Consider the following 26,324-nt stretch of genomic DNA (forward strand, 5'->3'; position numbering starts at 1 on the left):
CAGCACGATCGGCGCGTCCGGTGCCAGCGAGCGGCCGATGTCGGTGACCGGGGCGATCCCCGTGGCTGCGGCGTCCAGGCCGGGCACGTGCACCAGGATCGGCGAGCCGGGGCTGAAACCGTCCTGTCGGTTCCATTCGGCCGGGTTGATCGGGGTGCCGTGCACGTTGGCGGGCATCGAGGAAGCAGGGAACCGCACGCGCTTGCCGGTGGGGCTGGCGGGATCGGGCACGGTGAAGTAGTCGTTCGGGAACGGCAGCAGGCACGCCGTCGGGTCGATCGCGTCGCAGGCACCGTGCGTAGCCGGTTGCGGCGGCACCGCGGGTGGTGCGGCGGCGGCGGCCGTGCCGAGCAGTACGGCACCGGCAGTCACCAGCACGGACATGGCGAGACGGAGCCGCCTGGGGGTGGTCACACGCATCTCCTTCGACGGTGGACGGAGTGGACGGACCCACGGAGCCGAGGGTGGTGGGAGGAGCCTGAGACAGTGCCGGAAGGGTGGGGCTGTTCTTCCTACGCCGCCCGAGGGATCTCGGCAAGGGCGGGCCGTAGCCGGCCCGGCTCGACCACGGCCCGGTCATCGAGCAACGGCCGCCGACGGCTGCGGAGGCTCGCTGGCCGGCTGCGTGTTGGTGCGGCGCGGGAGCAGGAACGGGGTGGCCAGGAGCAGCAGGCCGGCGATACCGATCGCGATGCGCACCTCGGTGACCACGGCCAGGACTCCGATAGCGCGGTCAGCACGGCGAAGAATCTGTCGAGCTCCCTGAGCGACACGGCTCAGGGGTCGGGTACCAGGCGGGTACGGCGCGCAGGGGCCGACTTGTAGCGGAAGAATGTCGCAAGGTCCCGGGGGTAACGACCCGGCCTGCTGCGGGGAACGATCCCGCTACTCCGGCCTGTTGCAGCACCCTGTGCCACTGGTCGGCGGTTGCCAGTCCCACGGAGTCCACGCCGTGGCAGAACAGCATGAGGTGCAACCGGCAGGCAGCGTTGTCGCTACCACCCGCGATACAGGTCGGCGACGAGCGGGCTGAGGTCGTCGCGATCGTGGAAGATCGAGTCGCCGTACCCCGACTACCCGGCCAGTACCAGCTCGAGCACCTGCGCGAACGTGTCGGTGGCGTCGAGCGGTACCTCGCCGTCGCCGCCGCGAATATCGCGTCCGGATGAGGATGAAAGCACCGACGACAGGGGCGGAGTCCCGACGACGGCGGCCGGTGGTCAACGGCTGCTGCTAGCCCTCGTGGTCGTCATGGTGCTGTTCTCCATCGGACGCGTCATGATGCTGTCCCAATTACCGATCCTGACGTGCAGTGGGGCATCGGCGCCGGTTCACCGGGCCGTGAGCCGGGCGACGTGGTCGACCAGGGCGGCCCGCAGGCCGTCATGGTCGCGAAGGTCGGCTCCGAATATCTCCTGGATCTCGAGGAACGAGGTGACCATGCGGCGCGGATCGCCACCACCGCCCGTCACCGCCGTGCGTAGCCGGTCGGCCAACGGGTCCTGCAACGGCAGCGCCCGGTCACACACGTCGGCGACGTACGCCATCCACGCGGCGACGGCCAGCGCTGCGTGGTGCGGGATCAGGCCGGCGGCGAGACGGTCCCGAACAGTGCCCAACAGTCGCACCGGTAGCTTCTGGGATCCGTCCATCGCCACCTGGACCGTGCGGTGACGCAGTGCCGGGTTGGCGAAGCGTGTGAGGATCTCGCGCCGGTACTCGTCGAGATCCAGGCCCGGCGGGACGCGCAGCGAGGCAGCGACGTCCTCGGCCATCAGCGCGTCGGCGGCCGCGGCGAGGGCGTCGTCGGCGACCGCCCGGGCGATCGTCTCGTGCCCGCCCAGCGCGCCCAGGTAGGCGAGTAGGGAGTGGCTGCCGTTGAGCATCCGCAGCTTGACGGTCTCCCAGGCGGCGACGTCATCGGTGAGCACTGCTCCGGCCAGTTCCCAGGCCGGTCGGTCGGCCGCGAAGTCGTCCTCGATCACCCACTGCCGGAACGGCTCGGTGACCACCAGGCCCTCGTCCCGCATACCCAGCACCGCCGCAGCCTCAGCACGGTCCTGCGCCGTGGTCGCCGGGACGATCCGGTCGACCATGCAGGACGGAAAACGGGCGGCCTCGGCGATCCATACGGCGAGTGCGTCGCTCTCGGCCGACGGCAGTGCCGCCAGAAAGTCGTGCACGAGGCGGCGCAGGACCGTGCCGTTGCCGACCAGATTGTCACAGGACAGGATGGTGAGCGGACCCGCGTCGAGCACCCGTCGCCGTTGTAGCCCACGGACGAGCTGGCCGATGGCGGTGCGGGGCGGCCGGCCCCGCAGGTCGCCGATGACCTCCGGATCCGCGAGGTCCAACCCGCCCGTGCCGCCGCGCCGGTAGCCCTTCTCCGTAACCGAGAGGGTCACCAGCCGTACGGCAGGGTCGGCGAGCCGGTCGACGACACCTGCCGGATCATGCGGTCCGGCGAGGATCTCCTTCACGGTGCCGATCACCCGCAGGGGTGCCGCTGCGGGCCCACGCTCGAGCACGCCGTAGAGCCCGTCCTGCGCCGCCAACTGGTCGCGTACGGCCGCGGACCGTTGTGTCACCCCGGCGATTCCCCAATCGTCGCGGCCGGTAGCGGCCGCGGCCAGTTCCGTGAACACCGCTTGGTGTGCGCGGTGGAAGGCGCCGATGCCGAGTGCACGATCCCGACCCGCACCGCGCGGGGATCCACGGGCGGCCCGATCCAGCCGCGGCGACCCCGCCGCGGCTCGTCGAGGCTGTCTAGTGCGGTGTCCACGAACGTTCACCGGGTGTCCGGTGGTGTTGTGGATCCTCACCGTGAAGGGTGAGCGACTCCCCACCGGGTGGTGGGGCGGGCCTCCGCGGGCCAACTGATCCTCGCGCCGCCTGGTGTGGGCGGCGGGGGTCACGTCGGGACTGGCCGGCGCCGGGGAGGTGCCGGCCGGCTCGACGGTGCGTGACCACCTCCGGCAGCATGACGGCTGTCGGGGTGGCGGTTCCGCCGCCCGGGGTGCGGGCGGCGATGCTGGCAGCCGCGACCAGGTCGCGGTGCCCGGAAAATGCGCAGTGCGGGCAGGTCAGCGTTCGCCCACGAGGTTTCGGCACCCGCCGTCGGCAGGCGGGGCAGGTGGAGGACGTGCCGCGTTCGTCGACGAGCCGGACGGTGATGCCCGCTTGGGTGGCCTTGTCCGTCAGGATCTGGATGAGCCGGCCGATCTGCCACTGCCGTAGCCGCAGGTTGTGCCGCCGCCCCGCCGGCAGGTCGAGCACCCCGCGGGGGTCCCCGACGTGCAGCACCCCGACTCGCCGGCTCACGGCCCAGGTGATGACGGTTCGGGCGGCTTCGTGTTGGGCCTGGCGGACCCGTCGCCGGTGCCGGCTCTCCACCAGCCGCGCCCGGCGGCGGTAGCGCCGCCACCGGCGTGACCCTCGCTGGCCCGGCTTCGGTGCCCGGCGTGCTACGGCGCGGCGGCGGGCTTTGGTGTCGGCCAGGTGCATGCGGTGCTCGGCGCGGATCGCCCGCCCCGACACCAACAGCCCCTCACCCTCGGGGCCGGCCACCGCGTACGGGTGAATGATCCCCAGGTCCACCCCGGCTACCCGGCCCGGATCCGGCTCCTCACCCGGCGGGTAGGTGACGACGGGGACTTCGGCGGTGACGTCGAGAAACAACCGCCCGCCCTCGCACAGCAGGGTGATCGACCGAACCTGCTCCACCGCATACGGCAGGTCCCGGGCCAGCCGCACCCACAACGGCGGGCTGCCTTTGGTGGTCGGGATCCGCACCCTGCGCCCATCGATGCCGAAGGTGCCGTGATACCAGCGCACCGCCAGCAACCCCCGCCGCCGCCGCGGGAACCGCGCCGACACGTCACCGCCGGCGCGGCGTTTCGCGACCGCGAACCACGCATCCGAAAACCGGCGCAGCACCGACCGCGCGCCCGTGGTGTCCAGTTCGGCGAACGTGCCCGGCCCCGACGCCGCCAACTCCCGGCACAACTTTTGGTAACCGACCAGCGGCGCGTCGCGGCGGAGACGCCGCCACGCGTTGACCTCCAACACACACGCCCACACGTCACCCGCCGAGCGCAATAGGCCGAAACACCGCCGCCGCTGCCCCACCGTCACCCGCAACCCCACCCGCGCCGTGCGATGCACGACCCGCGGCGCGGCAGGATCCCGACGGCGAGGCACGAACCACAGCCAACACCACCCCTACGACAGTTCCCCAACCCGGCCCAACCCGGCGAACGTTAGTGGCCACCGCACTAGCGACAGCCGGTGCGGCGTCCGTGGCAGTGGACCGGTCACCATCGGCGGACCGTGCCATCGGGGCGTCGGTGGCAGCCGAATGCGGGGCAGGGTGCCAGCACCGCCTCGTCGGTCTGCGCGCTGGGACCTAACTCTGGTCTGCGCATCACGACAGCCAGTGGTCGAGGTTCTCGGCGACGAAGTCGTCGTCGCGCAGCTGCGGGTAGGCCCGCCACACCCGGTCGATCTCCGCGAGCTGGCCCGGGCTGAGGGACTCGTTCTCGTCCAGGCACCACAGTCCGGCGAGCAGCCCTTGGCGGCGCAGCACCTCGTGAATGCCGCAGATGCATCCGTGGAAGTGGCCGGCGACGTCGAAGATGGCGGCGTTGGCGTCGGTGAGGGCGAGTTCGGTGGCGAACGCCTCCCGCAGTGCGACCGGGTCGCCGGCCTTCGCCAGCCGGGCGGTCCGGTGCAGGTGCACCGCCTGCCGCGTCCACACCGACCACTGTCCGAGCAGCCCACCGACGAACTCGAGCGGACGGGAGCCGTCGACCGGGTAACGCGACAGCAGGTCGCCGACGATGTGGTCGTCGTTGCCCGTGTAGAGCGCGATGTCGGCGCTGCGCCCCGATGCTGCCACGCCGAGGATGACGTCCAGCGACGCGTACCGGTTGAACGGGGCCACCTTGATGCCGATGACCGACGGCAGCTCCGCCAGGCTCCGCCAGAACGACCGGGGCAGCATCCGGCCGCCGACGGCCGGTTGCAGGTAGAACCCGATCACCGGCAGCACCTCGCCCACCGCCGCCGCTCGCTGGATCAACTCGTCCTCGGTGAGGTCGCCGGCGCCGTAGGGGGCGAGCAGGACCGCGTGGTAGCCGAGCTCGGCGGCCAGTTCCGCCTCCGCGACCGCCTGTCTGGTCGGGCCGCACGCGCCGGCCACCAACACAGTGCCGGGGGCCGGATACTCGGCGGCGGTGGTGGCGGCCAGTTCGAGGACAGGGCGGAGCAGGCCGCGGCGCGGCTCGTGGATGGCGAACTGGGTGGTGTGCACCGCGACGGCGACGCCGCCGGCGCCGGCCTCCAGGTAGTAGCGGGTCAGGGCCCGTTGGCGGCGCTCGTCGAGTCTGAGGTCGGCGTCCAGCGCCAGGGGGTGCGCGGGAAGCACCGTGCCGGTACGGAACATCTCCAGCGGGTCGATGGTCGTCGGCTGAACCGTCGTAGTCATCAGAACCTTCCGTTCCGCGTCTGAAAGTGAGTGGGTTTGCCCAGCAGCTGCTGATCCGAGCCGACCCAGGCGGCGGTCGCCGTGAGCAGCTCGTCGAGGGTGACCTCGGGATAGCCGAACAGGCCGTGGCACCGGGTGGCGTCGGACAGCAGCGCCGTCGGTGCCTCCGCGCCGGTGAACCGGACCTCGGTCCTCAGCAGCTGCGCCAGCCGGGTCGCGGTACGCCGGATCGAGATCGTCTCGGGGCCGGTCAGGTTCAGCATGAACGGCGGGACATCGGCGTGCCGGAGGCTGCGCAACGTCACTTCGTTGGCGTAGCCCTGCCAGACGACGTTGGCGTAAGCGGTGTGGAGGTCGATGGGGATGCCGGCGATGATCTGCGTGGCGAGGTCCACCAGCACGCCGTAGCGCAGCTCCACCGCGTAGTTGAGGCGGATCAGGGCGAGCGGGGTACCGTCGCGGAGCGCGAAGTGCGTCAGGACCCGCTCGCGTCCCAGGCAGGACATCGCGTAGTCGCCGACGGGACCGATCGGGCTGTCCTCGCCGGCGCCGCCCGAGCCGTTGCCCACCAGCGGGTACACGTTTCCGGTGGAGAGCGCGACGATGCGGGAGCCGGCGTAGCGTTCGGCCACCCGGCCCGGCAGGTAGGCGTTAGTCGCCCAGGTGGCGTGCTCGCGGCCCTCGGTACCGAACTTGGCGCCGACGAGGAAGACGACGTTGCGCGCATCGGGAAGGTCCGCCAGCGCATGATCGTCGGTGATGTCGGCGGCGACGACGACGGCCCCGGCGGCGCGCAGCGCCTCCGCGGATCCGGGCGTGGAGAACCGTGAAACGGCGGTCACCCGGGCGCCTGTCCCGGCCTCGGTCACCGCCCGCACCGCCAGCCGCACGAGGCTGGGGCCGAGCTTGCCGGCGGCTCCCAGGACGAGGATGTCCCCGTCGAGGCGGCGCAGGTCCTCGACCAGGGCCGGGCGTGGCCGGGACAGCCGCTCCTCGAGTTCGGCGCTGTTCTGCACGCTGCTCTGCTTTCGTCGTCGAATCAGGGAATCGTGAGTCGGCCGGTGCGGCTCGTGGGATCCCAGGCGCCGAAGACGCCGAGCAGGGTGCGCGCCATGGCGCGGTGGCCGTGCTTGCCGGGGTGGCATCCCATGGCGTACCAGTGCTCGGGTGCCGGGCACTCCGGGTTGGTCCAGACGGCGTAGTGGTCGACCAGGGGCGCCGCGGTGTCGGCGGCGACGCCGCGGATCGCGTCGACGTAGCGGGGGAGGTGTTGCACCACGTGCTCGGGCGCGGTCGGCAGCGTGTCGTTCGGTGTCTGGACCACGACCAGGCTGCCCGCTCCGGCGCGCAGCCGCTCGATGACCGACCGGTAGGTCGATGAGAACTTGGACAGGCCCGCTTCGCCGTGCCGCGTGTCGTTGAGTCCGACACCCACGACGACGATGTCCGGCTGAAAGCGCAGGGCGAGCCGCTCGAGGCGGTCGTCGAGATCGTTCACCGTGTAGCCGCTCACCGCGGTGTTGACGACCGCGTCCGACCAGCGGCCCAGCTCGCGCAGGCGCTCGGTGAACAGCTCCGGATAGGAGCGGGCGCCGTAGGTGTGCCAGGTCCCAGCGGTCACGCTATCGCCGATGAACGTCCAGGTCAGCGGCGCCTGCCCGGCAGTGACGGCGGGCAGCGGGGGGTCAGGGTCCACGGGGTCGCTCCTTGATCAGTAGATGCGGACCGGTTTTCCGGTACGAGCCGACTGGTAGGCCGCCTCGATGAAGGCCACGGCCGCCCGGGCCTGTGCGGCGGTGACCAGGGGCGGACGGCCGGTCCGCGCCGCGGTGACGAAATCGGCGAGTTGTGCCCTCTGCTGGTCGGCCGGCACGCCGTCGGGACCGGGCGGTCGCCGGCCGTGTGCCGAGGCGAAGTGGGTGAGCTGTTCCGCCTCCACGACCACCGAGCCGCGATCACCGAAGACGGTGTACCGAATCGGGACGCCGTCGTAGGCGGCGGTGGTTGCCAGGAAGGTCAGCAAGGCGCCGCTGCGCAGCCGGGCGGTGATGGTGATGGTGTCCTCGACCTCGATGCGATCGTGGGCGAGCAGGCCGCTGTAGGCGAACACCTCGTCGGCCTCACCCAGGAGCCACAGCGCCAGGTCCACCAAGTGCACCCCCTGGTTCATCAGGGCCCCGCCGCCGTCGAGGGCCCAGGTGCCCCGCCAATCGCCGGCGTCGTAGTACTCCTGACTGCGCCAGAGCGCGACCTCGAAGGTGGCGGACGTGATCCGCCCCAGGTGACCGTCCCGGATGGCACGGAAGACGACCTGGTTCGCCTCGGCAAACCGGCGCTGGCTCACGACGCTCACGGTCCGGCCCGACCGCTTCTCCGCGTCGAGGATCCGATCCGCGGCCTCAACCGTCACGTCGATCGGCTTCTCAAGCAGCACATGCTTGCCGGCCTCGAGTGCGCTGACCGTGACCGCTGCGTGCAGACCGCTCGGGATCGCCACGATCACCGCGTCGACGTCCGGGCGGGCGAGCAGATCCTGCACCGACCGGGCGACGTCGACTCCAACCTCGTCCCCGACCTCGTGGGCGTTTCCGCTGCTCTCGTCGGCGACCGCGACCAGTGTCGCGTCCGCCGCGCCGTTGATCAGGCGCCGGACGTGAGCCTTGCCGATGACGCCGACCCCGATGACGCCGATGCGGAGCGGGCCTTGGTGTGGGGGCATCTTCCGTCCTTTCCTACGACCGGCGGGCCAGCGCGTCGGTGACCGCCGCCATGACCACGATCGGGGAGAGCAGGGTGCGCAGGTTGACCGGCGACCGTCCTCGATCGCAGGCCTCGATGAATCGCCCGAGGGCGGGGGCGTTGTAGTCCGGGCCGATCGTCGGGGATTCGGCCAGCACGCCATGCGTCCCCGTGGCCACCACCTGGAACGGGACGCGGTCGCCGTCGGTGGGTGTGACGAAGGTGAAGGTCACCACGACGTCGCCGATCCGGGTGAGCGCCACCGCGGTGTCAGCGCCGCGGACCACGTCGACCGAGAGCGATTCCGGGGCGATCTGTGGGTCGCCGAGCAGTTGCAGCGCCAGCTCGACCTGATGGATGCCGTAGAAGAACAGGCCCGACCACTCGCTGTCGGGGTCGGCCGGGCCGATGACGGCGAGCTGGCGCAGCCGACCGATCCGCTCGTGCGCGGCGGTGAGCCGGGCGATCTCCGGGACGAACCGAAGCGCCGAGCAGGACACCAGCGGTGCCTGGCCGCGGGCGGCGGCCGCGACGATCGCGTTGGCGTCGTCGATCGACGCGGCCAGCGGCTTGTCCACCAGCACCGGCAGTCCGGCATCCAGGAGCGGCTCGGCCTGCTCCCGGTGGCGGCGTCCGTCGCGGCTGCTGACGATCGCCGCGTCGACCCGTCCGATCAGGTCGCTCGGGCGGTCGACGACGAGCTCGATGCCGCCGGTCTCGGACAGCTCCCGGTTGCGGTCCGTCGGGCCACCGGCCAGGGCGACCACCCGGTTGCCCGGGTGCCGCCGCTCGCCATTCAGGAAACGGATGAAGTGGTCGACATGCGAGTTCTCGGTGCCGATGATTCCGATCCGTCTCACGTACCTGTCCTTCGAACGTCGACGGCCAACTACCCCAAGCCTCTCGTGCAATCGGTTGCACGTCAAGGTTCCAATCGCTGAGTCCCTTGAACCGAGTCGACCTGGCGACGTTCGGCCGCGGCATTGCTGCGCGCAATCGATTGCACCCCCCGTGGGTCTCGCCGTACCCTGGCCGCGTGATCCCGGGCGGTGCCACCGACGAGCCGGAGCAGCGCCGGACCTGGTGGCGGCGGTGGCTGGGTGCGGTCCGTGATCCGGACGGGTCGTGGGAGATCGGCCCGGCGCGAACGACCACCGATGGAACCGTGCGCTGTCCGGTCGACCTGACCTCGTACGGAACGACGATGCGTGCCGAGCTCGCCCGGCCGGCGGGTGAGGATGTCCGTCCGGCCGTCGTGGTGCCGTTCTACGAGGTGGCCACCATGTTCGGTGAGAGGTGCGCACGCACCGCCGGCCGCGATGCCGCCCAGCTGGCATCCCAGGCCTACGCGCGGCACCTCGTTGCGCGCGGCGTCGCGGTCCTCGCCGTGCCGTGGTGGTTCGAGTACGTCCTCGAACCGGCGACGTCGACGACCCCGCTGGGCGAACGGTACCGGCCGAGCGTCGCCTCACACGCTAGGTCGTTGGCGATCAGTGGCCTTGGCCGCAGCATCGCCGATCTCTTCCTCGCGGTGGATGCCCTGTGCTGTCTACCGTGGGTCGCGCCCGGACGGATCGGGGCCTTCGGCCACTCGCTCGGCGGCAAGCTGGCGCTGCACCTGACCGCGTTGGACACAAGGATCGCCGCCGGCGTCGCCCACGAACCGGGCCTGGGGCTGCAGTACTCGAACTGGTCCGACCCCTGGTACCTCGACGGGACCGTCCCGCCCCACCGCGACCACGACGACCTGCTCGCACTGGTCGCGCCCCGGCCGTTCCTGCTGGCCGGCGGAGGCGCCTCGGACGGATGGCACAACCACCGCCTGGTCGAGCGGGCCGCCCGACGGTGGCCCGGTCCACCCGGCCTCGAAACCCTCTACCACAACGGTGGGCACGCCCACCCCGACCACGTCCTGCACGCCTGCTACGCGTGGCTGCACCGGCGCCTGACCGATCCCGACCCGCCTGAGGAGATCTGCCCACCATGAACAAGCCGACGGTCTGCGTCGTCGTGGCCCCGGACGAGTACGACCTGCTCTTCGCGCCGGCGACCCGGCAGCGACTTCACGACCTCGCGACCGTCGACTTCGGCGACGGTGACCGCGCGACGATGCTGCCGCCGGCCGCCGCCGACCGCTTCGACGTCGTGATCACCTCCTGGAGCACCACACCGTTCTCCCCGGACCTGCTGCGCGGCGGGCGACTGCGCCTCGCCCTGCACTCGGCCGGTTCGATCCGTCGGTTGTTTCCGGCCGAGGTCCTCCAGGCCGGGCTGCGGGTCTGCCAGGCCGGCGCGGCGGCCATGGCGCCTGCGGTGGCCGAGATGGCTCTCACCCTGACCCTCGCCCTGCTGCGGAACCTGCACCGGCACGACCGCGCCCTGTGGACGGGGCGCGACTGGGCGGCGGCGCGGCAACCGGTCCTGGGTCGGGCGCTGGCGGCGCGCGGTGTCGGGATCGTCGGCCTCGGCCGCACCGGGCGGGAGTACGCGCGGATGGTGCGGGCGATGGGTGCGTCGGCGTTGCGCGCGTACGATCCGTACGCCGACCCGGCGGTGGCCGCGGCGGTCGGCGTGGAGCTGGTCGGGTTGGCCGAGCTGTTCCGCCGCAGCGACGTGGTCGCCGTCCACGCACCGTCCACCCCGGAGACACGCCACCTGGTCGGCCGGCGGGAGCTCGCCGCGCTGCCCGACGGCGCGGTCGTGATCAACACGGCCCGTTCCTGGGTCGTCGACGAGCAGGCCTTGCTCGCGGAGCTGGTGGCGGGCCGGCTGTCGGCCGGGCTGGACGTGTTCGACACGGAGCCGCTGCCGTCGACGAGTGCGTTCCTGGGGCTGCCGAACGTCATCGTCACCCCGCACGTCGCCGGCGGCACGATGGAGGCACGACAGATGCAGGGCCGGCTTGTGGTCGACGAGCTGTACCGGTTCGTCGCGGGCGAACGGCTCGAACACGAGGTTCGCGTGGAGGCCTACGACCTGCTGGCGTAACCCTGGGGTGGGGCGGTGTCGGGAGAAGGGCTGGGCGTATCGCCGGAGGCCGGCGACCGCCCGTCCGTCATGGACGGCTCCGCTCTGGCGAGCGGCGCGACGGGACAGATGAGCCGCTCGATGCCCTTGACCGCCGGCAATGCCGGCGCTAGGTTCTCTGCAACCGATTGCACGGTGAGGAAGCAGGCACTGCCAGGGTTGTACAGAGAGAGGGCGGCATGAGCGGTATTTCCAGGCTCCGGTGGGGCGCGATGGCGCTGACGGTGACGTTGGCGGTCACGGGGTGCAGCGGGGGGGACAGCGCGATGCCGACCGACCCCAACGCCGTCGAGGGTTCGGTGACATTCTGGACCTATCCGATCGGGGACAGCGGCAAGGACAGCTACTGGGCTCCGATAGTCGAGCGGTTCAACCAGAAGTATCCGAAGGTCGATGTCGACATCGTGGTGCAGCCGTTCACCAACCGCGAGGAAACTCTCGTTACGGCGATCGCCGGCAAGCAGGGCCCCGACGTCGTCTACTTCAACCCCGACTTCATTCCCAAGTTCGCCGTCGAGGGCGTGCTGGAGCCGGTCGAGGACGTCATCACCGACGACCGAAACGACTTCACGCCGGCGGCACTCGACTCGATGTCGTGGGACGGAAAGCTCTACGGCGTGCCGTTGCTGATGCAGGCACTGATCGGTGTGTGCAACAAGAAGGTGCTCGCCGCGTCCGGGGTGCAGCAATGCCCGGAGACCTGGGCGGACATCGAGCAGGTGGCGCCGAAGGTGAAGGCAGCCGGATACGTGCCGACCGACTACGTGGCCGCGCAGACCCTCACCCTCAACCACAGCTTCTACCCCTATCTCTGGCAGGCCGGCGGTGAGGTCCTGACCGCCGACGGCACGAAGGCGGCGTTCAACAGCCCGGAAGGGCTGCGGGCGCTGGAGTTCATCAAGAAGCTGGTCGACAACGGGTGGACCTCGCAGCAGAGCCTGACTACGGCCGAGACGCTGGAGCAGAGCGCGCTGGGACAGGGCAAGCAGGCCTTCGCGCCCAACACCACGACCGCCACCCTGGCGAAACTGTTCAAGCCGGAGGAGTTGGTGGTCAGCCAGCCGCTCACCGACAAGGTGCAGGTGGCCGCCGGCTCGGTGGGTGGCCTGTCGGTGCTGGCCGGCAGCGACGCGAAGGCCGCGTCGAAGGCGTGGATCGACTTCCTGACCAGCCCCGAGCAGATGCGAACCTTCAACCAGGAGAACGGCTACTACGCGCCGAGGAAGTCGGTCACCGGGCTGTACGAGGACAACCCGGGGATGGCCGAGGGCGAGAAGCACCTGGACGTTATCCGGACCGGCGTCATCCACCCGAAGGCGCGGGAGATCATGAACCTGATCAAGCCGCACCTGCAGGCCGTACTGCTCGGCAAGAGCGCACCCAAGGACGCGCTCGCGGCCGCGGAGAAGGACGTAAACGCCCTCCTCGAGCGCGGTTGATTCACATTCGACGGTCGGAGGCGCGGCCACGCCCGGCACGCCTCCGACCTCCGGCGAAGGAGGTGTGGTGAGCGAGCAGGCGGTAAGGACAGCTCCACCCGTGACACCGTCTCAGCCGCGACGAGCGAAGAAGCCCTGGTGGCGCTCGCGAGCGGCCTCCGCCGGCTACCTGTTCATCCTGCCGTACGTCCTCTTCTTCCTGCTGTTCCGGATCATCCCCGCGGTCGGCGGAATGCTCCTCAGCCTCGGGGACTACGGGATCGCCGGCAACTTCACCTTCGTGGGGACGGAGAATTTCACCCGGCTGTTCGGCGATTCCCTCTTCTGGAACTCGCTGAAAGTCACCGCCTACTACACGCTGCTCACCATCCCGCTGAGCATGGGCGTGTCCCTGGCGATGGCGACACTGTGTGACCGGACGCTGCGCGGGATGAGCATCTACCGCTCGATCTTCTTCCTTCCGGTCGTCACCAGCACGGTCATGTCCGGCATCATCTGGGTCTGGATCTTCGAGAATGACGGCCCGCTCAACTGGCTGCTCAACCTCGTCGGCATTGCGGAGGTGAACTGGCTGCAGAGCGAAGTCATGGTCATTCCCGCGTTGGCGATGGTGAGTGCCTGGAAGGGCTTCGGCTACAACATGCTCATCCTGCTCGCCGGAATGCTCGCCATCCCCAACGAGTACTACGAGGCCGCGCACGTCGACGGGGCAGGGTGGCGACACCGCTACTGGCACGTCACGCTGCCGCTGCTGAAGCCGGCGCTCTTCTTCGTGCTCATCCTGGAGATCATTGGATCCTTCCAGGTGTTCGACACCATCTACGTGATGACCGGTGGGGGTCCGGTACGAGCCAGCTACTCGCTGACGTACATGATCTACGACCAGGGCTTCGGGTACTTCGACTTCGGTTATGCCAGCGCGGCCGGTGTCGTCCTGCTGGTCATCACTCTCGCCACCTCGCTGATCCAGCACCGCCTGATGAACAAGGGGAGGTCGGCATGAGCACCACTCTCGAGCAGGCGCCGGCGCCACCGGCGATCGGCGCACCGCAGCGCCCCGGGCGACGGCGGAGCAGGGGGCGTCGGGCCCTGTGGATGCACGTCCCGTTGGCTCTCTGCGCGGTGCTGACGTTCTTCCCCTTCTGGGCGATGCTCGTGTTGTCCCTGCAACCGAAGCAGGGCGTCGAGATGCCGGGCTCACTGCTGCCAGACAGCATCTCGTTCGACGCGTACGGCGACGCCCTCAGCAGCAACCGGGTGTACGAGTGGGCCGTCAACTCGGCGGTCTACTCGTTGGCGTCGGTGGTCCTCGTTCTACTCTTCGCCTCGATGGCCGGCTACGCGTTCGCCAAGAAGCGGTTCCTGGGCAGGGAGTTCGTCTTCTGGTTGTTCGTCGCGATGCTCATGGTGCCGGGGCACCTGACGCTCATCCCGCTGTTCATCATGGTGTCGGAGATGAGGGGTCTCGACACGATGTGGGGGATGATCGTCCCCACCATCGCCAACGCCCAGGCCATGTTCCTGATGCGGCAGTTCATCCAGGAGATCCCGGACGAGCTGCTCGAGGCGGCCCGCATCGACGGCGCGAGTGAGTTCCGGGTCTACTGGTCGATCATCCTGCCGCAGACCAAGCCCATCATGGCAACGCTCGGCACCTTCGTCTTCCTGTGGCACTGGAACGACTTCCTCTGGCCACTGGTGTCCCAGCGCAGTCCCGGCAACTATGTGCTGACCGTCGGGCTAAACAGCCTTCAGGAACAGGACACCGAGCTGGCCACCACGATGGCCGCCTCCGTCATCACCTTCATCCCCACCCTCCTGGTCTTCATCTTCCTGCAGCGGTTCTTCGTTCGCGGCGTGATGATGAGCGGCCTCAAGTAGAGGCAACACACGCTCAACGACCACGCCCGTTCGCCCTGTCTCTGCTATCGATTGCAGCCCCGAGCCGTGATGCGCACGAACAGAAGAGGTGCCCCATGCGATCGCTCTTTCGCAGCGGACGCCGGCGAGGGACCGTCGTCCTCGCCGCCTGTCTCGCGCTCTCCCTGCTGACGACCACCGCCGCCGCCTCGGCGCCACCCCAGCCCTCCGGTGCCGTCGCGGCCTCCGGCCAGGTCACGGACCTCGGACCGGCGCTCTACACCGTGAACGTCCGCAACGCGGAATTCGGCACCCTGCCCGACGGCACGCCCGTGAGCTACGCGATCTCCAACGGAACCCCGGCCAGCTTCACCGTGGTCGACGCGCGCGACGGCAAGCGGATCCGGGCGATCCCGCTCGACGGCTACACCGTCGGCGGATGGGTGGAGATCGCCCCCGACGGCACCGTCTACTTCTCCGTACGCGCCCCCAACCCCGCCGGCGTGTTCCGCTTCCACCCGGACACCATGACCCTGGAGCACCTCGGCGACCGGATCGCCGGGGAGACCGCCCTCTACTCGGCCACCTTCGACGCCAACGGTGTCCTGTACTTCGGCACCTATCCACACGCGAAGCTCGTGTCGTTCGACCCGGCGACGGGCCGGTTCCGCGACTACGGCAGCCTCACCACCGACGCCGCGTACGTCTTCTCTGTCGGGATCGTGGAGGGCAAGGTCTGGGCCGGCACCGGCCCGGTTCCCCACCTCTACCAGGTCGACCCGCAGTCCGGCGACGCCACCGAGATGTCGGTTCCCGCGCCGCTGCTGGAGAACACCGGCTGGTTCATCGGCATCGAGCCCCGCGACGACCTCGTCTTCGTGCGGCTCTCTCCCCGAGGTACCTACGACATGGCGGTCTACGACCTGACCCGGGACCGGTGGCTCGACGAGATCATCGGCAACACCTTCGGCGCGGAACCGACCGCCCAGGGGCGCGACCGCACGTTCTACCTCATGGCCGGCGGGAACCTCACCGGCTACCAGGTACCCGCCCGACGCCGCATCTCCACCGGATTCGAGCAGAGCGCCCTGCCGGCCCAACTCGCCGACGCGGTGGGCACGTACGCGATGAGCATCATGCACCTGCGCGAACCGCACTTCCCCGGCGAGACCGTGGTGGGCATCGACACCGACGGAAGGCTCTGGCACTACAACCTCGCCACCAGGCGATCCCGAATCATCCCGGCCGACGTGCTCGGCTCACCCACCGGAGCACACAGCATGGGCGTCGCCCCTGACGGCACCGTCTACATGGGCGCCTACCTCAGCAGCGGCGCGATGAGCCGGATCAACCAGGACTCCCAGCAGGTCGAGCAGATCCGCGGGCCCAAGCAGGCCGACGCCATCGTCAGCTACAACGGAACGATCGCGGTGAGCTCCTATCCGGGCGCCGTGGTCCACACCGGCGACCTGGCGCAGCCATGGGCCTGGGGGACCAACCCGCGCAAGGTGCTGGAACTCGGCCGCGGCGAGCCGCACTTCCAGGACCGGATCTTCGACATGACCTCGGCCGGGCAGCGGCTCGCGGTCGGCAGCGTGCCCGACTACGGGCAGCTCGGCGGCGCGCTCACCCTCGTCGACACCGCCTCCGGGGCCGTCGAGGTGCACCGAAACGTCGTCCACGACCAGAGCGTCGTATCGCTGGCGTACCGCGACGGAATCGTCTACGGCGGCACCTCGATCCACGGCGGGCTGTCGAGCGCGCCGACCCAGGCCCAGGCGCAGCTGTTCGTCTGGGATGTGGCCGCCGGCCAGCTCGCCTGGAACGGCGCGGTCGTGCCCGGCGCCACCGTCATTCCCGAGCTTGAGTTCGGGCCCGACGGCATGCTGTGGGGGATGGCCGACGACGGGACCATCTTCGAGTACGACCCGGCCCAACGGAAGGTCCTCCGGTCGGTCCCGTCCGGCCTACGCAGCACCAACACCTGGGGCCGGCAGGCGTCCCTCTACCACCGCCCGGCTGACGGGCGCTTCTACGGCAACGCCGGCGGCCGGCTCTTCCGCTTCGACCCGGCGACGCTGGCGATCGAGGTGCTCGTCGACGCCGGAGTCCGCGAGTCCGCGATGGACGGTCACGGCCGGATTTACTTCGCCGACGCCACCCACGTCTACCGCTTCGACCCCGTTACCCCGTAGCCCCAACCCGGCCCGCTCGCTTCCGGCGAGCGGGCCGGCCGTGTCGTGCCAATCGTCGCGTCCGGCGTCGACCGACCCGAAAGGTGACACCATGCCAGGTCCATCCATCCGCGGCTCGCGGCGTCGCCGCAGGCCCTCGACTTTCCTCCCCGTGCTCGCGTGCGTGGCGCTGCTCGCCGCGCCCATCGGGCCCGCGCACGCGTCGCCCGTACCCCAAACCGGTGCCGTGACCGCCGGGGACCCGATGGCCGAATTCGTGGACCTCGGCTCGATGTACACCGCCAACGTGCGGCTGGCGGCCATGGATGTCCGCCCCGACGGCACCCCCGTCGTCTACGGCTTCAGCGACGGCACCCCGGTGAGCTTCAACGCCATCGATGCCCGCACGGGCAAGCTGCTCCACACCACGACCTTCCCCCGCCACACCGTGGCCAGCTCCATCGTCGTGGACGACTCCGGGCTGGTCTACCTCAGCGTCCGGGCACCCAACGACGGCACCCTGTGGCGGTACGACCCCGCGACCAACCAGGTCACGCAGATCGCCACCCGGGTGGTCGGTGAGGCGATGCTGCGGACGCTGCTCATCAAGGACGACATCGTCTACGGCACCACCTATCCGGAGGCCAAGGTCTACTCCTACGACCCAGCCTCCGGTGACTTCCGTGACTACGGCGCGCTGGTGACCGACGGGGACTACGCCTGGGGCTTCGACCAGGTCGACGGCAAGCTCTGGATCGGCACGGGCGCGATCCCGCACCTGTTCAGCCTCGACCCGGCGACCGGCGACAAGACCGAGATCCCGCTACCGGAGCCCGTCGCGACGCAGGCCAGCTTCATCAACCGGATCACCCGGCACGGCGATCTGGTGTTCGTACAGTACTCACCGACCCTGAACGGCCAGAACCACCTCGTCTACGACCTGTCCGCCGGGCGTTGGTGCTGCACCGACACCGTCGGACAGCCGATCGGCTTCGGCCACATCACCCGCGGCTCGGTGGACGGACGCTTCTTCTACGCCTCGGACGACACCGTCCACGGCTACGACATCACCACCCGGGAGACCGTCCCCGTCGGCTGGGAGGACAGCCCGCTCGCCGCGGCGCTGGGTACCACCCGAGCGTTCGAGCCGATGCATCTCGGCACGCCGGAGTTCCCAGGCACGACCCTGGTGGGCATGCGCGGAGACGGCACGATCTGGCGGTACAACCTGCAGAACCGCACCGGCGACATCCTGCCGAACGTCATCCAGAGCACCCCGGCGACCGTACATTCGGTTGGCACCGGCCCGGACGGGAACGTGTACTTCGGCGCCTACCTCAGCGCCGGCGTCATGGCCCGGGTCGACCGCGCAACCGGGGAGCTCGAGCAGCTGTCGGGGCCTAAGCAGGCCGACAGCATCACCACCCACGACAACCGGATCGTGGTCGGCACCTACCCGGGCGCGGAGTACTACGCGGGCCAAATCGGCGGCGACACCACCTGGGACTGGGGCCGGAACCCCCGGCACCTGTTCTCGCTCGGCCGCGCCGAACTCGGCCAGGACCGCCCGGTGACCCTCGTGTCGGCCGGCGACCTGGTCGTCGGCGGCACCGTCTCCGACTACGGGGAACTCGGCGGCGGTCTCGTGGTCTTCGACCCGGCGACCGGGGAACATCAGTTCCACCGCAACGTGGTGCCGGACCAGAGCGTCACTGCGCTAGCCACCGTCGGTGGCCTCGTCATCGGCGGAACCTCGATCCACGGTGGGCTGTCGAGCACCCCCACTCGGGACCGGGCCGAACTGTTCATCTGGGACGTCGCGGCCGGTGAGAAGGTCTGGAGCGCCCCCGTGGTCGGCGGCGGCACCATCGTCCAGGCGCTCACCGTCGGCCCGCACGGCATGGTGTGGGGGCTGACCGAGGACGGCACCGTCTTCGAATTCGACCCGCGGACCCGTACCGTCACACGTTCCTTCGATGCCGGGTTCGCCGACGGCAACCTGTGGGGCCTGCGCACCGAGCTGTTCTACCGGGCCGCGGATGCCCGCTTCTACGGCAACGCCGGTGGGAAGCTGTTCTGGTTCGACCCGCGGACTCTCGAACGCGGGCTGGTCGTCGAGCGGGACGTCCGCATCTCCGGCATGGACCGCGACGGAACGATCTACATCGCTAACAACACCAACGTGTTCCGGTGGGAGCCTGCCGACGACCCGCGCGACTGCGACGCGTCCGTCACGGGTACCCACGACGGCCCACTCCGGGTCACCGCGGGCAAGACCTGCGTCACCGACGCGGTGGTCAACGGCCCGATCCAGGTCGGCCCCGGGGCGAGTGTCCGGATCGAGGACTCCCACGTGCACGGTGGCGTGACGACGGACCAGGCCCGGGTGGTGAGCATCGTCCGGTCCCGCATCGACGGGTCGATGTCGATCACGGGCACCAACGGAAGTGTGCTGCTGTCCGGCAACACCATCAACGGCGCGCTTGCCTGCGCGGAGAACGGCTGGGCACCGACTGACGACGGCGTCCGCAACGCGGTGGCCGGACCGGCGTCAGGGCAGTGCGCCGGACTGAAGGGAGAGCCGTCGTGAGTGACATCCGACGGAGCCGGGCATGGGCCCGGTGGATGCTGAGCGTGGTGGTGCTGGCGCCGGTTGCGCTCCTGGCGCCACCAGCCGGCGCCGGGACGACCGGCGTGACCGCGGGCACGAGCGGGAACCTGCTGGCGAACGCGAGCTTCGAGGAGGCGGGTCCGAACGGCCTGCCCGCGAGCTGGTCCCCGCTGTGGGCCGGCTCCGAGAACTACTACTCCCTCGACGACACCGACGCCAGCGACGGTGACCGGAGCCTGCGTGTGCGCGATGGAAGCCCGACTGCCGGGGCCGGCCTGCGAGCCACGCGCGTACCGGTGGCTGGGGGCGCGAGCTACACCTTCTCGATGGACCTCAAGCTGGCCAGCGGCCTCCTGCAACCGACGGTCCACTTCTACGACTCCTCCGGCGCCAGGGTCGCCCAGCCGTACCAGGTGCTGCGCCCGGCACCCGGGGCCTGGGACCGCCAGGCGGCGACGTTCACAGCGCCGGCCAACGCAGTCAGCGCGGAGCCGCTCATCTACTCCAGTTCCCTCGGCATGGCCGACGGCCTCGTCGACTCGGTCGCGTTCGTCGCCACCGGCCCCGGTCCACAGCCGCCGGCCGGTGTCGAGCAGGATCTGGGCGAGCCGATCGCGAGTATCACCAACGCCGGGGCGGGCTACACCACTGACTCGGCCGGACGGGACATCGGGGTGGTCATCGGCGGTGGCAGTCCCTCGACGTTCAGCGCGGTGGACATCGTGACCGGTGCGCGGTTGATGAGCCGGTCGCTGCCGAACGTGATCATGTCCTGGTCGTTCGTCACGACCCCCGACCGCGACATCTACATCGGCACCCAGACCAAGGGCGAGGTGTGGCGGTTCGACCCGGACGACCTCACCCTCGAACTCGTCGCCACCCAACCGTTCGGTCAGACGCACCTGTGGTCGGCGACCCTGGACGACCGCGGCCGGCCGGTGTGGGGCACCTATCCGGACGGCAAGGTGATCGCCTACGACCCCGCCACGGGGCAGTGGCAGGACTACGGTGTGCAGGTCGAGGGCAACATCTACGTGCGCAGCATCGACTCAGACGGTCGGTACGTGTACGCCGGGGGCGGCGCACTGAAGGCCAGCCTGACCCGCCTCGACACGCACACCGGCGAGATCCACAAGATCCCGCTGCCACCCGGGCACGACGCCGACACCTTCCTCTACGACGTGACCGTCTCCGGCGGGCTCCTGTTCGCCCGGCCGACGCCCTCGACCGACCTGCTCGTCTACTCGCTGACCGAGCAGGCGTGGGTGGACGTCGTACCCCAGGTCGTGGGTCTGGCGGTGTCTCCCGAGGTGAGCACCGAGGACAGCGGCGTGCGCCGGCGCGAGGTGCTGATCGTGCCGATCGACGGTGCCGTGATCGCCTACGACCTCGACACCCGGCAGCAGCGCCGGATCTCCATGAACCTCCAGGGATCCGCGGCCCGTGGCTGGGCCCTGATGGAGCTCGGCGCCGACGGCTTCCCCGGCACGTCCGTGGTGACCGCGACCAGCAAGTCGATCTTCCACGCCTGGAACCCCGCCACCGGGCAAACGGCCGCGGTGCGCGGCGACGCGGCGCTGACGCCGTTCCTGATCCGGTCGATGGCGACCGGCCCGCGCGGCGACATCTACGTCGGCGGGTACGGATCCCCGCCGGGGATCGCCCGGGTTGACGTGGACCGCGGCGCGACCGAGCCGTTCAACGGTGTCGGACAGACCGAGGGACTCATCGCCCACGGCGACGATCTCGTCTTCGGCACCTATCCCGGAGCGCGGATCTACACCTACGACACCACCCGGCCGTGGGATCCGGCGACGAACCCGGTGACGGACCGCGACCGGGTCGTCTCGCTGGGCAGCCACCAGGACCGACCCCTCGGCTGGGCCAGCGCCGGTGACGTCGTGGCCATCGGCTCGATGCCGGACTACGGGCAACTCGGCGGAGCGCTGTCCCTGTTCAACCCGTCGACCGGCGACCTGCGGGTGTTCCGCGACGTCGTCAAGGACCAGACCCCGCTCGCCCTGGCCCACCGGGACGGCCTCGTCTACGGCGGCACCGGCATCTGGGGCGGCATCGGCATCGAACCGACCACCAGCGAAGGCAAGCTGTTCGTGTTCGACCCGGCGACCGGGAAGGTGGTGTTCGAGACCGTACCCGTCCCCGGGGAGGAGAACGTCTCGGCCCTGACCTTCGACGACGACGGCAACCTGTGGGGCTTCACCGCGAACGTGCTGTTCAAGTTCGACCCGGACACGCGCGCGGTGGTGCTCCGCAAGACCTACTTCGGGGTGGACGACAGCAAGATCTACGCGACCGGCCGGGAACTCTTCTGGCACCACGGGAAGCTCGTCGGCACCTCGACCGGCCGGCTCTTCGAGATCGACCCCGCGACCTTGCAGATGACGGTCCTGCAGACCGGGATGCAGAACCTGGCCATCGACCGCAACGGCTCCTACTACTACAACCGTGGCAGCACTCTGTACCGGTGGGTGCCGGAGCCCGTGGGGCCCGCCTGCGACCGGACGGTCACCGGAACGCACCACGGCGACCTCGCGGTTTCAACCGGGACGACCTGTGTCCGCAATGCCGACGTCCGCGGTGGCATCGTCGTACGCCCCGGCGCGGGCGTGCTCGTCGAGGATTCTCAGCTGCGGGGCGGGGTGGAAGCCGACCACGCGCGTGCCGTCTGGCTCCGCCGGGCCCAGGTCAGCGGCGCGGTGAGCGTGGCCGGCACCGGCGGCTGGGTGGTGCTGTCGGGCAACCGGATCTTGGGATCACTGACCTGCACCGGGAACGACAGCGAACCGACCGACCGGGGCGAGCCCAACAGCGTCACCGGCGACAGTCTGGGGCAGTGCGCCGGCATGTGACGGCGGCGGCACCGCCGACGGGGCGGCAACCGTTCAGGTTGCCGCCCCGTCCGGCGGCGTCAGGTCGAAATCGACGGTGAAGGTGTACGACCAGGGCAGCCGTGCGTTCGTCACGGTCCAGCCGGACAGCGTCCGGGTGCTGGTTGCCCACCGGTGCAGATCCCGCGTGATCCGGGCGTGCACGTCGGGCAGGTCGTCGAGCGGTGGGTCGGTCAGTCCCCGCTGCGCCGCCTCGTGCTGCAGGCATCGCCGTACGACCGGTAGGTAATGCCCGTCCTCAATGATCTTGCGGGCCAGGAACCGGTTGCGGGCGTCCTGCGAGGGCGGGGTTACCGACAGCGCCGGCGTGACACCGGCGGCGAGGGTGGTGCCGATCGTGTTGCCCGCGGTGTTCCAGCCGCCGTAGGACGCGAGTCGCCCCAGAAGGCCCCGGTCGTCGAGTCCGGCGAGCAGCTGCGGGTCGCTGCCGTTGGCGAAGCGGATGTCCGCCACGGCCACCCGGCGCCCTGCGGCGACGTGGGCGGCGACCGCGTCCGCCACGGCCGTCCAGCCGGTGTCGGCGGACGCGTCGGGTGGGTTGAGCACCCAGTCGCCAGGCTCCGGCGCTGGCGGGTGTACGACGACCACCAGGTCGGCCTCGTCGGCGTCCGGAACCTCCACGGCTCCGAGGGCACGAACCTGGTTGGCGAGGCCGAGCCGCACAGGTTGGTCCTCGTACGGGGCGATCCGGTCCAGGCCGTCCGCCTCGGGGCAGTCGACGGTGATCTTCGGGGCTATTCCCCGGGTCTGCGCCGCCACCCGCGCCACGAGCACGCTGGGCACCTCGTCGGCGCCGGGATAGGTGAGGACGTCGACGCCGAGCCGTTCGATCCAGCGCTGCAACTGTCGCCGCTCCGCCGCCGGCAGTCCCCGCGGCGCGGTGTCGTCGGACGAGATCACGAGGGTGCCCAGGACCCCGTCGGACGCCATTTCCAGCGCGGCGAGCAGCACGGCGTGGTTGCGCGCGCGCCGTCGCACCAGGTCGGTCACGTGGGCGTCCGGCACCCGCGCGCGAGCGGCGGCGACCGCCTCGGCCGTCGCCTCGCCCAGGTCGTGCGCGTCCCAGACGGTCGACAACGCGCCGAGCCGTGCGCCGTGCGTGGCCCAGTAGGCCGGCTCCTGGCGGGAGCGGGCGGCGTTGTCGTACGACGGCAGTCGGGTCACCACGCCGAAGGCCGTGACCGGCACGTCGATCTGGCGCAGCACGTCGAGGCGGGGCAGCACCTGCCCGATCCGGTCATCGGTGTTGCGCGACGGGATCAGTCCGCCGTGGACGAGCAAATCCAGGGAGACGATGACGTGGTCGACCTCCGTGGAGATCTCCCGGAGCCACCGCGCCAGGGCTGCGGTGTCCGCCGGCTGCCGGAACGACGGCATGGCGGCGGGAGGTGGGGTGACGACGTCCAACCCGGCGCACGCCCCGACGGCGACGGCGTAGCCACGGGTGTTGGGTCTCTCGTCCGGCGGTAACAGGGCGACGCGGGTCATTTTGCTCCTCGGGATCGCGCTCGGTGAGACGTCAGTAGATGCCGGCCGCTGGTTCGTCGAGGACGATCACGCCGTCCTCGACGGTGACCAGGGACGGATGCCGACCGGCGAGGTCCCGGTTGCCGGTCGGCGCGTACTGGCGGCTGTTGTACTCCAGATGCGGGGCGGAGAGGTCGAACACGCTTGCCAGGCGGGCCGAGTGGGCGAGGGCCGCGTCCACCGCGGTGAGGTCCTGCATCGTCACGAAGAGCCCGCGGGCGCGGGCGAAGGCGTACGTGAGTAGGGCTGGCGTCTGACCCTTGCCGGCCTTCACCACGATTCCCGACCAGCCGTCGCTCCGCACGTGGCGAAGCTGTGCTGGGTCGTCCAGGCTCTCGTCCATCAGTACGGGCCTGCGCCGGCTCTGCTCCCGCACGGCGACCGGATCCGGCTTGCGGTCCCGGGGCCAGGGCTGCTCGACGTAGGCCACGGCCTGGAAGGCGTCGGGAGCTGTCGCCTCCAGGGCGTCCAGCATCGCGCCGAGCGCCGCTGGCCCCGGGTAGCCCTCGTTGGGGTCCACCGACAGCGTCACATCCGTCTTCCGGGCCGATGCCACCCGATGCACCTTTGCGATCCGCTGCGCGTCGGCGTCGGGATCGCGGCCCGACACCTTGATCTTCACATGGCGCACGCCGTCGCGGCGCAGCCACTCCTCGAGCGGCCGCGCGTCGCCGGTGTCGCCCGGCCACAGTGGGTCGGAGGTGCCGACCACGTGTTGGACCGGCAGCCGCCGTCGCGGCTCGGTCAGGAACTCACCCGGGTACCGGCCGGCCAACGTCGGATCCACGCACGCGCTCAGGTCGTGGGCGAGGTGGTCGCGGGTGTACATGGTGTGCGCCGGGCGGCCCGCCGCGCGTGCCCACGCGTCGTGCACGGCGTTGTCGACCGCGCCGAGGCACAGAAGCGCGGCCAGCCGGGGTATCGACTCCGGCGCCGGGACGTCCTCGACGGCGGCACTGGCGTCGGCCACCGTCTCGTGCAGCCGTAGCCACGTGCCGACGGGGTCAGCCGGCTCATCATTTAGCGCGGCGTTCGCGAGCCGTTCGGTGAGGCGGCGCAGGGCCCTGTCCCGTTGCCGGACGTCCAGCCGCGATGTCGGCCATGACCAGGGGACGGAGAGCACCGAGGCACCCCGGCCGGTCGCGGCCTCGCCGCGGCGGTTCGTGGCGACCACGTCGACCAGGGCGAGGGTGAACCAGGTGATGGCGCGGCCGCTGATCATGAACGGCTGGTCCAGGTCGATCTCCCGGAAGCGGACCTGGGCCTCCTGGATCGTGATGTCGGTGTCAGCGGTGGCTGTCAACGGGGACCTCGGCGTCGAGTTCGACCAGCTGCATCAGGTTCCGGGCGATGTGGAAGGGATCCTTGACCGGCAACGCCACGACCTGGTCCAGCGGACGGCCGCCGCGGTCGCGGATCTGGACCCACTCCTCGCCGTCGTCTCCGCCGGGGAACGTCCGGAGGGTGTAGTCCCAGATCAGCTCCGCCCACCGGGCGGCGCCGCGGTCGCCGTAGCGGCGGGCCGCCAGCGCCGTGGTGTAGGCGGCCTCGGTGTGCACCCACCACAGCTTGGTGTTCCAGGTCGAACGAACCAGCCGCTCGTAGGCGGTTTCACCCCCGGTGCCGCGGGGCTCGGTGGCGCCCTCAGCGTCGACGTAGCGGAAGAGCCCCCCGTGTCGGCGGTCCCAGGCCGATTCACAGAGGGCCTCGACGCTGGTCAGCAGGTCGGCTTCGGCGACATCGTCGCTCTCACCGAGGAGGTCACCCGCATCGAGGGCGACCCAGATGCCTTCGAGGGCGTGTCCCGGGACCCGGTGCCGCGCGACGAGGGACGTGTCGTCGGGAACGTGGGGAATCATCTCTCGGAAGGTGCCGTCGGGCATGCGGTGACGCAACATCGCCTCCCGGTCGGCGGCGAGGTCGGCGAGTACCTGCGGGGTCATGAGATTGAGGTGACGGCGGGCCCGCGCGTGTTCGAGACGGGTGTTGAGCAGGATCATCCGGGGGCCGAAGGCGACATGGCCGTCGGGGACGGCGTACGGGGGCGTCGCCGCGCGGTTCGCCCGGATGTCCGCGCTCGCCCGTGACAGCAGCGGCTCGGCGACCTCCAGCCACGCTGTCGATCCGGTCGTGCGGGCCAGTTCGGCCAATCCCATGACGACGAAGCAGTCCGCGTAGACGCTGTGCGTCTCGCCGGCCGGCCCGGCGGCGGGTGTACCGTCCCCGGTGACCACGAAATGGCACGTGCCGTCGGCGCGGACCACGTGGTCGGCGAGGAACCGGGCACCGCGTTCGGCCAGCGACACCAGCCGGTCGGCGTCGAGATCCAGCAGTCCGCCCATGGCCAGCCGGGCCGCCCGCGCGAGCAGCCACACGAACCGCCCCTGGGACCAGGTGAACTTGTCGGTGGAGATGAGCTGGCGGCCGCGGTTGTCGAAGCAGGTGTGGAAGCCGCCGCGCCGCTCGTCGACTCCGTGGCGCAGCCAGAAGGGCAGGATCACACTTTCGAGTTGGACACGGGCAACGGGCGTCATCCGACCCTCCCTGGTGCAA

The 26,324-nt window shown here is 70.5% G+C and carries 19 protein-coding genes and 1 pseudogene; 8 read left to right on the plus strand and 12 right to left on the minus strand.

Going from position 1 to position 26,324, the window contains the following annotated elements:
• The 9 genes and pseudogenes from ACVCAH_RS31100 to ACVCAH_RS31140 all read right to left on the minus strand — a co-directional run.
• A pseudogene (locus tag ACVCAH_RS31100) lies at positions 1-420 on the minus strand (hypothetical protein); the annotation flags it as partial.
• Positions 421-576: 156 nt separating this feature from the next.
• Complete coding sequence (locus ACVCAH_RS31105; RefSeq protein WP_447139803.1) at positions 577-711, minus strand: hypothetical protein; 135 nt, start codon at positions 709-711, stop codon at positions 577-579.
• 620 nt (positions 712-1,331) lie between these two features.
• Positions 1,332-2,822: a mannitol dehydrogenase family protein gene (locus tag ACVCAH_RS31110; protein WP_447139804.1), complete on the minus strand. Its 1,491-nt coding sequence runs from the start codon at positions 2,820-2,822 to the stop codon at positions 1,332-1,334.
• Positions 2,767-4,200: an RNA-guided endonuclease InsQ/TnpB family protein gene (locus ACVCAH_RS31115; RefSeq protein ID WP_447139805.1), complete on the minus strand. Its 1,434-nt coding sequence runs from the start codon at positions 4,198-4,200 to the stop codon at positions 2,767-2,769. The genes ACVCAH_RS31110 and ACVCAH_RS31115 overlap by 56 nt, the downstream gene beginning before the upstream one ends.
• 223 nt (positions 4,201-4,423) lie before the next feature.
• Entirely contained in the window at positions 4,424-5,485 is a 1,062-nt protein-coding gene (locus tag ACVCAH_RS31120; RefSeq protein ID WP_447139806.1) for a dihydrodipicolinate synthase family protein, read from the minus strand.
• Positions 5,485-6,501, minus strand: a complete 1,017-nt coding sequence (locus ACVCAH_RS31125; RefSeq protein ID WP_447139807.1) for an NAD-dependent epimerase/dehydratase family protein — start codon at positions 6,499-6,501, stop codon at positions 5,485-5,487. The genes ACVCAH_RS31120 and ACVCAH_RS31125 overlap by 1 nt, the downstream gene beginning before the upstream one ends.
• 23 nt (positions 6,502-6,524) lie before the next feature.
• Complete coding sequence (locus ACVCAH_RS31130) at positions 6,525-7,181, minus strand: SGNH/GDSL hydrolase family protein (RefSeq protein ID WP_447139808.1); 657 nt, start codon at positions 7,179-7,181, stop codon at positions 6,525-6,527.
• A gap of 15 nt (positions 7,182-7,196) precedes the next feature.
• Positions 7,197-8,204: a Gfo/Idh/MocA family protein gene (locus ACVCAH_RS31135; protein ID WP_447139809.1), complete on the minus strand. Its 1,008-nt coding sequence runs from the start codon at positions 8,202-8,204 to the stop codon at positions 7,197-7,199.
• A gap of 13 nt (positions 8,205-8,217) precedes the next feature.
• Positions 8,218-9,084 (minus strand): Gfo/Idh/MocA family protein, encoded by an 867-nt coding sequence (locus tag ACVCAH_RS31140; RefSeq protein WP_447139810.1) that lies wholly within the window; start codon positions 9,082-9,084, stop codon positions 8,218-8,220.
• Between the two features lie 176 nt (positions 9,085-9,260).
• Between ACVCAH_RS31140 and ACVCAH_RS31145 the strand changes: the two genes are divergently transcribed.
• From ACVCAH_RS31145 to ACVCAH_RS31180, 8 genes are all read left to right on the plus strand, one after another.
• Positions 9,261-10,211, plus strand: coding sequence for a dienelactone hydrolase family protein (locus ACVCAH_RS31145; protein WP_447139811.1), 951 nt, complete (start codon positions 9,261-9,263; stop codon positions 10,209-10,211).
• Complete coding sequence (locus ACVCAH_RS31150) at positions 10,208-11,212, plus strand: hydroxyacid dehydrogenase (RefSeq protein WP_447139812.1); 1,005 nt, start codon at positions 10,208-10,210, stop codon at positions 11,210-11,212. The genes ACVCAH_RS31145 and ACVCAH_RS31150 overlap by 4 nt, the downstream gene beginning before the upstream one ends.
• 305 nt (positions 11,213-11,517) lie before the next feature.
• Entirely contained in the window at positions 11,518-12,690 is a 1,173-nt protein-coding gene (locus tag ACVCAH_RS31155; RefSeq protein ID WP_447139813.1) for an extracellular solute-binding protein, read from the plus strand.
• Between the two features lie 100 nt (positions 12,691-12,790).
• A complete protein-coding gene (locus ACVCAH_RS31160; RefSeq protein ID WP_447139814.1) occupies positions 12,791-13,693 on the plus strand; it encodes a carbohydrate ABC transporter permease in 903 nt (300 codons plus the stop codon).
• Complete coding sequence (locus ACVCAH_RS31165) at positions 13,690-14,571, plus strand: carbohydrate ABC transporter permease (protein ID WP_447139815.1); 882 nt, start codon at positions 13,690-13,692, stop codon at positions 14,569-14,571. The genes ACVCAH_RS31160 and ACVCAH_RS31165 overlap by 4 nt, the downstream gene beginning before the upstream one ends.
• A gap of 95 nt (positions 14,572-14,666) precedes the next feature.
• Positions 14,667-16,745 (plus strand): hypothetical protein, encoded by a 2,079-nt coding sequence (locus ACVCAH_RS31170; RefSeq protein ID WP_447139816.1) that lies wholly within the window; start codon positions 14,667-14,669, stop codon positions 16,743-16,745.
• A 226-nt stretch (positions 16,746-16,971) separates the two neighbouring features.
• Entirely contained in the window at positions 16,972-19,314 is a 2,343-nt protein-coding gene (locus tag ACVCAH_RS31175; protein ID WP_447139817.1) for an outer membrane protein assembly factor BamB family protein, read from the plus strand.
• A complete protein-coding gene (locus ACVCAH_RS31180) occupies positions 19,311-22,205 on the plus strand; it encodes a hypothetical protein (protein ID WP_447139818.1) in 2,895 nt (964 codons plus the stop codon). Before ACVCAH_RS31175 ends, ACVCAH_RS31180 begins: the two co-directional genes overlap by 4 nt.
• A gap of 33 nt (positions 22,206-22,238) precedes the next feature.
• On the opposite strand, the gene ACVCAH_RS31185 is transcribed toward ACVCAH_RS31180, so the two are convergent.
• The 3 genes from ACVCAH_RS31185 to ACVCAH_RS31195 are packed head-to-tail and all read right to left on the minus strand — an operon-like array spanning position 22,239 to position 26,305.
• Entirely contained in the window at positions 22,239-23,732 is a 1,494-nt protein-coding gene (locus tag ACVCAH_RS31185; protein ID WP_447139819.1) for a DUF4127 family protein, read from the minus strand.
• 31 nt (positions 23,733-23,763) lie between these two features.
• A complete protein-coding gene (locus ACVCAH_RS31190) occupies positions 23,764-25,074 on the minus strand; it encodes an enolase C-terminal domain-like protein (protein ID WP_447139820.1) in 1,311 nt (436 codons plus the stop codon).
• Positions 25,058-26,305, minus strand: coding sequence for an AGE family epimerase/isomerase (locus tag ACVCAH_RS31195; protein ID WP_447139821.1), 1,248 nt, complete (start codon positions 26,303-26,305; stop codon positions 25,058-25,060). The genes ACVCAH_RS31190 and ACVCAH_RS31195 overlap by 17 nt, the downstream gene beginning before the upstream one ends.
• Between the last annotated feature and the right edge of the window lie 19 nt (positions 26,306-26,324).

The sequence above is a fragment of the Micromonospora sp. LZ34 genome, from assembly GCF_052981855.1.